The sequence below is a fragment of the Kosakonia sp. genome (genome assembly GCF_032052965.1).
Classification (GTDB): Bacteria; Pseudomonadota; Gammaproteobacteria; order Enterobacterales; family Enterobacteriaceae; genus Kosakonia.
The window spans coordinates 1-12,211 of sequence record NZ_DAMBVN010000014.1 but is presented as its reverse complement, the minus strand read 5'-3'; the positions used below and the strand labels follow the sequence as shown (position 1 = coordinate 12,211).

11 protein-coding genes are annotated in these 12,211 nt (G+C 51.4%); all 11 read left to right on the top strand.

Annotation, left to right across the window (positions count from 1 at the left end):
- Window positions 1–10: 10 nt before the first annotated feature.
- The 11 genes from prmA (at window position 11) to RTX30_RS16020 (ending at window position 12,010) form a co-directional block, all read left to right on the top strand.
- Window positions 11–892 (top strand): 50S ribosomal protein L11 methyltransferase, encoded by an 882-nt coding sequence (prmA, locus tag RTX30_RS16075; RefSeq protein WP_312691179.1) that lies wholly within the window; start codon window positions 11–13, stop codon window positions 890–892.
- Window positions 893–1,379: 487 nt separating this feature from the next.
- Complete coding sequence (gene dusB / locus RTX30_RS16070; RefSeq protein WP_312691178.1) at window positions 1,380–2,345, top strand: tRNA dihydrouridine synthase DusB; 966 nt, start codon at window positions 1,380–1,382, stop codon at window positions 2,343–2,345.
- Between the two features lie 25 nt (window positions 2,346–2,370).
- Entirely contained in the window at window positions 2,371–2,667 is a 297-nt protein-coding gene (gene fis, locus RTX30_RS16065; protein ID WP_000462905.1) for a DNA-binding transcriptional regulator Fis, read from the top strand.
- Between the two features lie 554 nt (window positions 2,668–3,221).
- The gene (locus RTX30_RS16060; RefSeq protein WP_312691177.1) at window positions 3,222–3,590 is read left to right on the top strand and encodes an STY0301 family protein; all 369 of its coding nucleotides are present in this window, start codon (window positions 3,222–3,224) and stop codon (window positions 3,588–3,590) included.
- A gap of 820 nt (window positions 3,591–4,410) precedes the next feature.
- Window positions 4,411–4,572: a DUF2556 family protein gene (locus RTX30_RS16050; protein WP_312691176.1), complete on the top strand. Its 162-nt coding sequence runs from the start codon at window positions 4,411–4,413 to the stop codon at window positions 4,570–4,572.
- Between the two features lie 165 nt (window positions 4,573–4,737).
- Window positions 4,738–6,840: an EAL domain-containing protein gene (locus RTX30_RS16045; RefSeq protein WP_312691175.1), complete on the top strand. Its 2,103-nt coding sequence runs from the start codon at window positions 4,738–4,740 to the stop codon at window positions 6,838–6,840.
- A gap of 313 nt (window positions 6,841–7,153) precedes the next feature.
- Window positions 7,154–7,375 (top strand): hypothetical protein, encoded by a 222-nt coding sequence (locus RTX30_RS16040; protein ID WP_312691174.1) that lies wholly within the window; start codon window positions 7,154–7,156, stop codon window positions 7,373–7,375.
- A gap of 474 nt (window positions 7,376–7,849) precedes the next feature.
- Window positions 7,850–8,875 (top strand): amino acid ABC transporter substrate-binding protein, encoded by a 1,026-nt coding sequence (locus RTX30_RS16035; protein WP_312691173.1) that lies wholly within the window; start codon window positions 7,850–7,852, stop codon window positions 8,873–8,875.
- A gap of 73 nt (window positions 8,876–8,948) precedes the next feature.
- Window positions 8,949–10,130 (top strand): amino acid ABC transporter permease, encoded by a 1,182-nt coding sequence (locus RTX30_RS16030; protein WP_312691172.1) that lies wholly within the window; start codon window positions 8,949–8,951, stop codon window positions 10,128–10,130.
- Window positions 10,131–10,139: 9 nt separating this feature from the next.
- Window positions 10,140–11,243, top strand: a complete 1,104-nt coding sequence (locus tag RTX30_RS16025; RefSeq protein WP_312691171.1) for an amino acid ABC transporter permease — start codon at window positions 10,140–10,142, stop codon at window positions 11,241–11,243.
- Window positions 11,244–11,251: 8 nt separating this feature from the next.
- Entirely contained in the window at window positions 11,252–12,010 is a 759-nt protein-coding gene (locus tag RTX30_RS16020) for an amino acid ABC transporter ATP-binding protein (RefSeq protein WP_312691170.1), read from the top strand.
- Window positions 12,011–12,211: the final 201 nt, after the last annotated feature.

The window sequence follows — 12,211 nt, the reverse complement described above, 5'->3', positions numbered from 1 at the left end:
GAGTTACGTCATGCCATGGATCCAACTGAAACTAAACACCACCGGCGCTAACGCGGAAGATCTGAGCGATGCGCTGATGGAAGCGGGCGCCGTGTCCATTACCTTCCAGGACACCCACGATACGCCGGTGTTTGAACCGCTTCCGGGGGAAACCCGTCTGTGGGGCGATACCGACGTGATCGGCCTGTTCGATGCTGAAACGGAAATGAATGCCGTCGTCGCGCAGCTCGCTTTCCATCCGCTGCTGGGAGAAGGTTTCGCCCATAAAATTGAGCAACTGGAAGATAAAGACTGGGAGCGCGAATGGATGGATAACTTCCACCCGATGCGCTTTGGCGAACGGCTGTGGATCTGTCCAAGCTGGCGCGATGTGCCGGATGTGAATGCGGTTAATGTCATGCTCGACCCGGGCCTGGCGTTTGGCACTGGCACCCACCCAACCACCTCTCTCTGCCTGCAGTGGCTTGACGGGCTGGATCTTGCCGGCAAGACGGTGATCGACTTCGGTTGCGGCTCCGGGATCCTTGCGATCGCCGCGCTGAAACTGGGCGCAGCGAAAGCGATCGGTATTGATATCGATCCTCAGGCGATCCAGGCAAGCCGCGACAATGCTGAGCGCAATGGGGTTTCAGAGCGCCTGGAACTTTATCTGCCTCAGGATCAGCCAGACGCCATGCAGGCCGATGTCGTGGTCGCCAACATCCTGGCAGGCCCGTTACGCGAACTGGCGCCGTTAATCAGCGTCCTGCCTGTTCAAGGCGGTCTGCTTGGTCTTTCTGGTATCCTTGCCAGCCAGGCTGACAGCGTTTGCGAAGCTTATGCCGATCTCTTCTCGCTCGATCCGGTGATTGAGAAAGAAGAGTGGTGCCGCATCACTGGCCAGAAAAAGTAATCCTCCTCTGCGTGGCCAACCGGCCACGCTTTTTCATTTTTATGTGCTTTGCCGCAAGCCCTGCAAGATGAAACATCCGCTGACAGTTTCTTCGCGGTTTACCGCGTTTAAATGGCACCAGTAACACGACAAAAACCGCCTGATATCTCTGCTGCGCGGAAGCCAGGTTGCTAAATGTTCCCAGAAATCGTTGGGATAAAAAATGAGAGCGAGTTCTCAAAACCCGCCTTTTTTGCGTGATTAATAAGCAATTATGACGCTTATGTCGCCATTAAAAACGATAACTTGCGCGAATTTATCGCCTTCGCAAAATTTTTCTCTTTTAAGTAACCTCATGAAATATATGATTTAATATTTAAAAGGCCCGCCATCGCTGGCGATTCCTTGATCTACAACAGAGGATTGCTCAAAGTTTGGCCTTTCATCTCGTGCGAAAAATGCGTAATATACGCCGCCTTGCAGTCACAGTATGGTCATTTCTTAACTCATGCGCATCGGACACCACCAGCTCAGAAATCGCCTGATCGCAGCGCCAATGGCTGGCATTACTGACAGACCATTCCGGACGTTGTGCTACGAGATGGGAGCCGGTTTAACCGTATCCGAGATGATGTCATCTAACCCGCAAGTGTGGGAAAGCGACAAGTCCCGACTGCGGATGGTGCACATTGATGAACCCGGTATTCGCACCGTGCAAATTGCTGGCAGCGACCCGGATGAAATGGCGGAAGCCGCACGCATTAACGTGGAAAGCGGCGCCCAGATTATTGATATCAATATGGGCTGTCCGGCTAAAAAGGTGAATCGCAAGCTTGCAGGCTCCGCCCTGTTGCAATACCCGGATCTGGTGAAGTCGATCCTGACCACGGTGGTTGCAGCAGTGGATGTGCCTGTCACGCTGAAAATTCGCACTGGCTGGGCTCCGGAACATCGTAACTGCGTAGAAATTGCCCAACTGGCTGAGGATTGTGGTATCCAGGCTCTGACCATTCATGGACGCACCCGCGCCTGTTTGTTCAATGGAGAAGCTGAGTACGACAGTATTCGGGCAGTTAAGCAGAAAGTTTCCATTCCGGTCATCGCGAATGGCGACATTACTGACCCGCTTAAAGCCAGAGCTGTGCTTGACTATACGGGGGCGGATGCCCTGATGATAGGCCGCGCAGCTCAGGGAAGACCCTGGATCTTTCGGGAAATCCAGCATTATCTGGACACTGGGGAGCTGCTGGCCCCGCTGCCTTTGGCAGAGGTTAAGCGCTTGCTTTGCGCGCATGTTCGGGAACTGCATGACTTTTACGGTCAGGCAAAAGGTTACCGAATCGCGCGTAAACACGTCTCCTGGTATCTCCAGGAGCACGCTCCAGATGACCAGTTTCGGCGCACATTCAACGCCATTGAGAATGCCAGCGAACAGCTGGAGGCGTTGGAGGCATACTTCGAAAATTTTGCGTAAACAGAAATAAAGAGCTGACAGAACTATGTTCGAACAACGCGTAAATTCTGACGTACTGACCGTTTCTACCGTTAACTCTCAGGATCAGGTTACCCAAAAACCGCTCCGTGACTCGGTAAAACAGGCACTGAAGAACTATTTTGCTCAACTGAACGGTCAGGATGTTAATGACCTGTATGAGCTGGTACTGGCTGAAGTAGAACAGCCACTGTTGGACATGGTGATGCAATACACCCGTGGTAATCAGACCCGCGCGGCGCTGATGATGGGCATCAACCGCGGTACGCTGCGTAAAAAACTGAAAAAATACGGCATGAACTGATTTTTAATCAGTGAGTTGTATTGATAAAAAGGCGCTAACCGGCATGGGGAAGCGCCTTTTTTATTGAACTGATTACACCACTGACTACATATGAGCACAAACTACACCGAACGATAACGTGAGATATCTGCGAGCTGTACAGGGGGTGCGCCAACGGCGCAGTGAGTTGCGAATTAGCAACGCGGTTAACTATGCGCATTAGCCCTCTGGCCGCTGTCGTCATTTCTGATTCGACAGGGGATTAAGTGTCGACGCCGACCAGGAATGAACTTAATCGGACATTCTCACTCATTCCCCCGCTTGCCTGTCATCTGGCATGTAAAAGAATATGGGCGCATTAATCCACAGAGAAACAAAGGAAATGGCTTACATAGCGGCAACGCCGCGCGGCGATTTATTTGGGGCAGGATTCTACCGGGATTAAGGTGCTGGATCAGTAGATGGGGCATGATGTTGACAAACCTGGCAGGCCGATTACTGTTCCACACACAGTTTCACCAGGACTATATATTTCAGGTCATCCCCTCGCGCTGAAAACAATGGAGTAAATTATTATGTCGCGGAGTAAAGCAGCGTTGCTAAGTGCTGCGATTATGTTGTTCTCTGGCGTAGCAAGCGCAGAAGAAATCGCCTGTCTGGACTCACTCCAGATTGATAACAAGCCGCACAGGCTTAACGATGTAAGCCTTTTTCAGGGGTTGCCGAAAAATCCTGGCGAGTTAATGCCAGATACGCAGGATAAAACAGAGTGGACACTAAAAGATTACCAGGACTATGCCCGGGAAAAAAATATGCCTCTGTATCTTGTATGCCACTACACCGGAACTGAAAAGACCCTGGTTCTAAAGGTGCCGGAAACAGCAAAAAAATGTTCTGCGTGGTATGGATACAGCAAAGAAGAGTTTTACGCCTCCTGCGAATAAACCTATCTTATTGCCAGATATCGCCCTGCCGGTGGTTCTGGCAATTGCTTTCCCATAGAAACGAGATATGCATAAATTACAGGGCCACCAGCATCAGCCAGGAAAAAGGATTATCTTCGGGGTGCAGGCTTGCGCCATCGGTATTCCGGAGCGATTATGCGCTGGCGGTGACGCTTCTTTGCGGCGAGGGTTCCTGCCACACGGCAACGTATCTCCAGCTTATCGGCCCTGCTGACGGGCCATTTCCTTTATTACTTCTTCGAGGTTATCCCGTTCAAGCATACTCGCCTCCATTGATAGAGTTTGTCTCGTGCATGAATACAGCCAGGCTTACAGCAAGCCGTTCTCTCATGTGTTCGGCCCAAGCCTCAAAAATCACTTTCTCAGCCCGGGGAAAAAGATCAGAAAACTAATAAGAACGTCATCGGTTATTCTTTTCTGCTGATCCCAGTCAACGATGAACTGCCGAAATAGCGGATACGCCTTTTTCGGGTCTGTGTTCTGCCACGTCGCGACAACAACATCGAACGGAGGGACGGTGTAAGTCACCAAAACTGGCAAAGGCTCATAGTTTGTTGGTCTCAGCACCTCGCGGACAAATGTCTCACCTTCCGGCCATAACTGAGGGTGATTTGTCACTGCTGATCATCCACATAGAGCCCTGCAGAAATACTGGCCCCGCCAATACGGCGCTTACCGGCATGGGGAAGCGCCTTTTTTATTACCGGAAATGACACCTAAAACGCGGTCTTCCCCAACGTTTCACCGCCGCAGACTCGTGTATATTCCAATAAATGGTTGTAAGAAAGGGATACATGGAATGATTCGCAAATATTGGTGGCTTGTTGCATTCGCTCTGTCGATCCTGATGCTGGATGTCTTAATCATGCAATGGATTGAGTATCTGACAACCGAAGTGGATAAATGCCGCAATATGAATTCCGTAAATCCGCTCAAACTGGTTAACTGCGACGATCTATAAGTGGTTGTTGGTAGAGAAAATTCGTGAAAACGACGCCATCATCCAGATTATTGCAGGGATTTAAATCATTTTGAGTCATCACCAGACGATGATACTGTCTCAGCCTTTTTCGCCCCTACGGCCGTAATAATGCATAACGATCTTCGTGAATGAGTTGATGACATCATGCTGGTTAGCCAATACGACTATATCCTTATTGTTGTTTCTTTTATCGTCGCCATACTGGCCTCTTACACCGCCCTGAATATGGCTGGCCGCGTCTCTACAAGCACCGGTACCTCTTCGTGGGTCTGGTTAACCGGCGGCGGCATCGCGATGGGGATCGGCATCTGGGCGATGCATTTCATCGGCATGCTGGCGATGAATATGTCGATGAGCATGCGCTACGAACCGCTGCTGACTGTCATATCCATGTTCATTGCCATTGGCTCTTCGCTGTTCGCGCTGTGGCTGGTGAGCGCCTCGCAGTTGCACCTTCGTCGCTTACTTCCCGGTTCAGTGGTGATGGGGCTGGGCATTGTCGCAATGCATTACACCGGGATGGCGGCGCTGCAAGTTTCTCCGCCGATCGTCTGGGACTTGAAATGGGTATCGCTGTCGGTTGTTATCGCCCTTGTCGCCTCTTTTGCAGCCTTATGGCTCACCTTCCGCCTGCGTCATGAAGCCGCCCAGGTTGCGTTGATGCGCTTTGGCGCCGCCATCCTGATGGGCATCGCGATTGCCGGCATGCACTATACCGGGATGGTCGCAGCACAATTTCCTGCGCAGCACGATATGGGCCATCACGGCTTTAACAATAACTGGCTGGCTATTTTGGTCAGCATGATGGCCTTTTCGGTGCTGGGCATTACTTTACTGGTGTCGATGTTCGATGCGCGTTTGCAAGCACGTACCTCGTTACTGGCTACCTCGCTGGCCGCGGCGAACCGAGAACTGGCACGACTGGCCCTGCACGATACCCTGACGCGCTTACCCAACCGGGTATTACTGGAAGATCGCCTTGAACAGGTCATCAACAAGGCCAGGCGCGAAGGAACCTTCTTTGCGCTGATGTTTATGGATCTCGACGGGTTTAAAACCGTCAATGACGCCTGGGGTCACGATGTCGGCGATAAGCTGCTGGTCGCGGTGACCGATCGCCTGACGCAACAGCTAAAAGGTCAATATACGCTGGCGCGTATTGGCGGCGATGAATTTGTGCTGCTGGTTGAGGTTAGCGCTCCTGAAGAGGCAGCCACCCTCGCTAACTCGCTGGTACACGTCATTGATAAACCGTTCAAAATCGATCCCTATGAGGTGATGGTAACCCTGAGTGTGGGGATCGCAATTTATCCGCACGATGGTAAAAATGAGCGGGAACTGATGTTTAACGCCGATGCGGCGATGTATCACACCAAACATATGGGGCGTAATGGCTACCACTTTTTCCAGCCATCCATGAACACGCTGGCGCAGACCCAGCTTCAGTTACTTAACGATTTGTGGTACGCCCTGGAACATCGTGAGTTCCGCCTGGTGTATCAGCCCAAATTTAAAGCGCCTGCCGGGCCGGTTGTCGGTTTCGAGGCGCTTTTGCGCTGGGAACATCCACGACGTGGACTGCTGACGCCGGATGTGTTTTTACCGTTGGCCGAAAAAACAGGTCTGATTGTCCCGCTGGGCAACTGGGTAGTAGACGAAGCGTGCCGACAATTGAGCGAATGGCGCAAACAGGGCCATCTCGACTGGTCGATAGCGGTCAACCTCTCGACGCTACAGTTTGAACAGCCTGCGCTGGTCGATACGATTGTCGATATGCTAAATAAGCATGGCGTGCCGCCGAACAAACTGATCCTTGAGGTCACAGAAACCACGGCCATGAGCAACCCGGATGAGAGTGTGCGGGTGCTGACAGAGTTGACCCGTCTGGGTGTTAAGGCCTCGATTGATGACTTTGGCACTGGTTACTCGAGCCTGCTCTATTTGAAACGGCTTCCTGCTTGCGAACTCAAAATCGACCGCGCATTCGTGCGTGAACTGACCAAGGAGGGGGAAGATGCCACGATTGTCTCAGCCATTGTCGCGCTGGCGAAAACGCTCAACCTGAAAGTGGTTGCGGAAGGCGTAGAAACACCAGAGCAGCAAGCGTTTCTCACTGAACTTGGCTGTAATACGCTTCAGGGCTATTTATTGGGCAAACCGGTCAGCGCCGAGTCCATTAGCGCGCATGGCAATAACCTGCCTGCAGAAGAAGCGGCGGCTGAACATAATTTTAGTAGACGTACATAATGCATGATTAAAAGACGCCTGCGGGCGTTTTTTATTTTACCAGGTTGATGATGTAGATTAATATGCTGCTTGCTTGCCACATAAGTAAATCCTTATTGGTCATAGAATTAAGCCACTATTTTGAAGCTGGAGAATATATTTTAGCTATCCTCTTCATTTTTTCTGCAATATTCTTTATATCCCCCAGCCTTCTCTCCACGATGTTTACATTACACATACTTTGAGATTATTACGACTGAGCAAGCCGATTGCCGAATGATAAAATAACGGCATCGATTCTCGACGGGGATCGTGATTATTTCGAGGTAATATCATGAAAAAATTCATTTCTGTTGCACTGCTTTCTGCCGTTCTGGCCGGCTGTGCGCACGATTCTCCTTGTGTACCGGTGTATGACGATCAGGGCCGTCTGGTGCATACCAACACCTGCATGAAAGGGACGACACAGGATAACTGGGAAACCGCAGGGGCGGTTGCTGGCGGTGCCGCAGCGCTCGCTGGCCTGACGCTGGGTATCGTTGCACTGACCCGTTAACCTGATAAAAGCGCGGGCATCCGCGCTTTTGCTTTATAATGGTGCAAGATTCTTCTCAACGCGAATGTTTAGCCTCATTAAAAAGCAAGGCAGCGAATATTTCCTCAAACCTCCCCACGCTGAATCTACCGGTTGGCCGATATTATTGCTATTCGGCGTGAGCCATTTCACAAAGTAATGCCATTCAATATATTGCTTATATTCACCTAAGAAACTTGTTTACTAACAAGTGGATAAAAAGGCACTTTTTTGCTCCGTTTTGTGGCGCAGGTTGTAAATTTGCACCAGCGCAGGGCAATTATTGTTTTTTTTCCTGACTACACTCTGAATATTGCGTGTCCGGCTCGTCTAAATGCGCCGCCCGCAAAACTGGCATTACCTTTGCTTAAAAGAGTACGGCCATAGCCACAGACAGGTTCAGGCGTTTCCCGGACGCCTTATATAACGATAAATTTTCGCCACACAGGATGCATTATGAAAAAGATGATGATCGCCAGCCTGGCGGCTGCCGGCGTGCTGTTTGCTGTTGCAAATCAGGCGCATGCAGGTACAACGCTGGATGCCGTTAAAAAGAAAGGTTTTGTACAGTGCGGTATCAGCGACGGTCTGCCAGGCTTCTCTTATGCGGATGCCAACGGTAAATTCACCGGTATTGATGTGGATGTTTGTCGCGGTGTTGCGGCTGCGGTGTTCGGTGACGATAGCAAAGTGAAATACACCCCGCTGACCGCAAAAGAGCGCTTTACCGCGTTGCAATCTGGCGAAGTGGACATGCTCTCCCGCAATACCACCTGGACTTCTTCCCGCGATGGCGGCATGGGCCTCTCTTTTACTGGCGTTACGTATTATGACGGTATTGGCTTCCTGACACATAACAAAGCCGGGTTGAAGAGCGCAAAAGAGCTGGATGGCGCAACCGTTTGTATTCAGGCGGGTACGGATACCGAGCTGAATGTCGCTGATTACTTCAAATCCAATAAGATGAAGTACACACCGGTTACATTTGACCGCTCTGACGAGTCGGCAAAAGCGCTGGAGTCAGGTCGTTGCGATACGCTGGCTTCCGACCAGTCTCAGCTTTATGCGCTGCGTATTAAGCTGAGCAATCCGGCTGAGTGGATCGTCTTGCCAGAAGTGATCTCAAAAGAGCCGCTGGGGCCGGTGGTGCGTCGCGGCGATGACGACTGGTTCGCCATTGTGCGCTGGACTCTGTTCGCCATGCTGAATGCGGAAGAAATGGGGATCACCTCGAAAAACGTCGATGAGAAAGTCGCGAACCCGGCGACGCCGGACATGGCGCACCTGCTGGGCAAAGAAGGCGACTTCGGTAAGGACCTGAAGCTTGATAATAAATGGGCCTATAACATCATTAAAAAAGTCGGTAACTACTCTGAAGTGTTCGAACGTAATGTCGGTTCTGAGAGCGCGCTGAAAATTAAACGTGGCCAGAACAATCTCTGGAACAACGGCGGCATTCAGTACGCTCCGCCAGTACGCTAATCGGCAAGTGCTGTAACGGGTGCTGCGCCTATGCAGCGCCCAGTCCAGAGTCATGGTTACTGAGGTTTTCCCTATGTCCCATCGCCGCCCAACCGTGAAAGGTGCTATCACCCTTTCAAATCCTGCGGTTCGTGCCTGGCTGTTTCAAATCATTGCGATTGTCGCCGTGGTGGTTATCGCAGTCTATTTGATACACAACACCGTTACTAACCTGGATAATCGCGGGATCACCTCCGGATTCGCCTTTCTCGACCGCGCAGCCGGTTTTGGTATTGTTCAACATCTGATCGACTATGAACAGGGCGATACATATGGCCGCGTGTTTCTGGTCGGTCTGTTAAACACGCTGCTGGTCTCCGCGCTCTGTATTGTTTTTGCCTCTTTTCTGGGTTTTTTCCTGGGTCTGGCGCGCCTGTCGGAAAACTGGCTGCTGCGTAAGTTGTCGACGATTTACATCGAAACCTTCCGTAATATCCCACCGTTGCTGCAAATATTCTTCTGGTACTTTGCCGTGCTGCGTAACCTGCCAGGTCCCCGCCAGGCGGTCAGCGCGATGGATCTTATCTTCCTGAGCAATCGCGGGTTATATATTCCTTCACCACAAATGGGTGAAGGCGTGCTGGCATTCATCGTCGCTATTGCGCTGGCGATTATCGTCTCGGTTGGCCTGTTCCGCTTTAATAAAGCGCATCAGACCAAAACAGGACAGCTACGCCGGACATGGCCGACAGCGCTGGGACTGGTCATTGCCCTACCGCTGTTAGCGCACTGGGTGTTTGGTGCGGCACTGCACTGGGAAGTGCCAGCCTTGCAAGGGTTTAACTTCCGGGGCGGCATGGTGCTTATTCCGGAACTGGCGGCGCTGACCATTGCGCTATCGGTGTATACCTCTGCATTTATCGCCGAGATTATTCGCTCCGGCATCCAGTCTGTTCCCTATGGACAACACGAAGCGGCACGTTCACTGGGCTTACCGAACCCGGTCACGCTTCGTCAGGTGATTATCCCGCAGGCACTCCGGGTGATCATTCCACCGCTGACCAGTCAGTACCTCAATATCGCGAAAAACTCCTCTCTGGCAGCCGCTATCGGTTACCCGGATATGGTGTCGCTGTTTGCCGGTACGGTGCTAAACCAGACGGGTCAGGCCATTGAAACGATTGCAATTACGATGTCTGTTTATCTGCTTATCAGTCTTACTATTTCGCTGCTGATGAACATCTATAACCGTCGCATTGCCTTGATTGAGCGCTAAGGAACGAAGATGACGAAAGCGATTCTTTCTCCCCCCGCACGCCCGACACCGGCAGGTAGCAACGGCATGGTGTTATGGGTGCGAAAAAATCTGTTCTCCAGCTGGTCTAACTCGCTGCTGACACTGTTTTGTCTGTGGCTGATGTGGGAACTGATCCCACCGCTATTGGAGTGGACTTTGTTCCAGGCCAACTGGGTAGGTTCTACGCGGGCGGATTGCACCAAAGCCGGTGCCTGTTGGGTATTTATCCATGAGCGCTTTGGCCAGTTCATGTACGGCCTTTACCCGCATGAGGAACGCTGGCGTATCAATGTGGCTTTACTGGTGGGGCTGTTCTCCATTGCACCCATGTTCTGGAAAGGACTGCCGCGACGCGGACGTTACATCGCCTGTTGGGCTGTTCTCTACCCGATTGTTGTCTGGTGGCTGATGTTTGGCGGCTTCTTCGGGCTGGATCGCGTTGAAACCCGCCAGTGGGGCGGATTAACACTCACCTTGATTATTGCCTCGGTGGGGATTGCCGGTGCGTTACCGCTTGGAATATTGCTGGCGCTGGGACGCCGTTCGAAAATGCCCGTCGTGCGGGTCTTGTCCGTCCTCTTCATTGAGTTCTGGCGCGGCGTTCCGCTGATCACTGTGCTGTTTATGTCTTCAGTTATGCTGCCGTTGTTTATGTCTGAAGGAACCAGCATCGATAAACTGATTCGTGCGCTGGTTGGTGTGATCCTTTTCCAGTCGGCTTATGTGGCTGAAGTGGTGCGAGGAGGGTTGCAGGCATTACCAAAAGGTCAGTATGAAGCTGCAGAATCGCTGGCGTTGGGTTACTGGAAAACGCAGGGGTTAGTGATTTTACCGCAGGCCTTAAAGCTGGTGATCCCCGGTCTGGTGAACACCATTATCGCTCTGTTTAAGGATACCAGTCTGGTGATCATTATCGGTCTGTTTGATCTGTTTAGCAGCGTTCAGCAGGCGACGGTCGATCCTGCCTGGCTGGGCATGTCGACCGAAGGCTATGTTTTTGCCGCCCTCATTTACTGGATTTTTTGTTTTAGCATGTCGCGCTATAGCCAACACCTGGAGAAGCGCTTTAACACCGGGCGTACACCGCACTGAGGATACCCATGAGTAATATAACTATGCATTCTGGCAACGCGATGATTACGCTCGAAGATGTGAATAAATGGTACGGACAATTCCACGTACTGAAAGACATTAATCTCAATGTGAAACAGGGTGAACGTATCGTTCTTTGTGGCCCCTCCGGATCCGGCAAATCCACCACGATCCGGTGTATTAACCATCTTGAAGAGCATCAGCAGGGTCGCATCGTCGTGGATGGTATCGAGTTAAATGAAGATATCCGCAACATTGAGAAGATCCGCCAGGAAGTGGGTATGGTCTTCCAGCACTTCAATTTGTTCCCGCATTTAACGGTACTGCAAAACTGTACGCTGGCACCGATCTGGGTACGTAAAATGCCGAAGAAGGAAGCCGAAGCACTGGCGATGCATTATCTTGAACGCGTGCGTATTGCTGAACATGCGCATAAGTTTCCCGGGCAGATTTCTGGCGGGCAGCAGCAGCGTGTCGCCATTGCACGTTCGCTATGCATGAAACCTAAGATCATGTTATTCGATGAACCGACTTCAGCGCTGGATCCCGAAATGGTGAAAGAAGTGCTGGATACCATGATTGGTCTTGCACAGTCGGGGATGACGATGCTGTGCGTGACCCATGAAATGGGCTTCGCCCGTACCGTTGCTGACCGGGTGATCTTTATGGATCGTGGCGAAATAGTCGAGCAGGCACCGCCAGAAGAGTTCTTTGCAAACCCAAAATCAGAACGTACCCGCGCATTTCTGTCTCAGGTTATCCATTAATCTCATCTCTCTTTCACAGGCCATCCTTGCTGGTGGCCTTTTTTATTACCGCTGTTTCAGTGGATAAAGAGTGAGACGTTACTTTCAGGATGCAGTCGGGGACAACAGAAAAACAAAAGGCCCAGTCTTTCGACTGAGCCTTTTGTTTTATTTGATGCCTGGCAGTTCCCTACTCTCGCATGGGGAGACCCCACACTACCA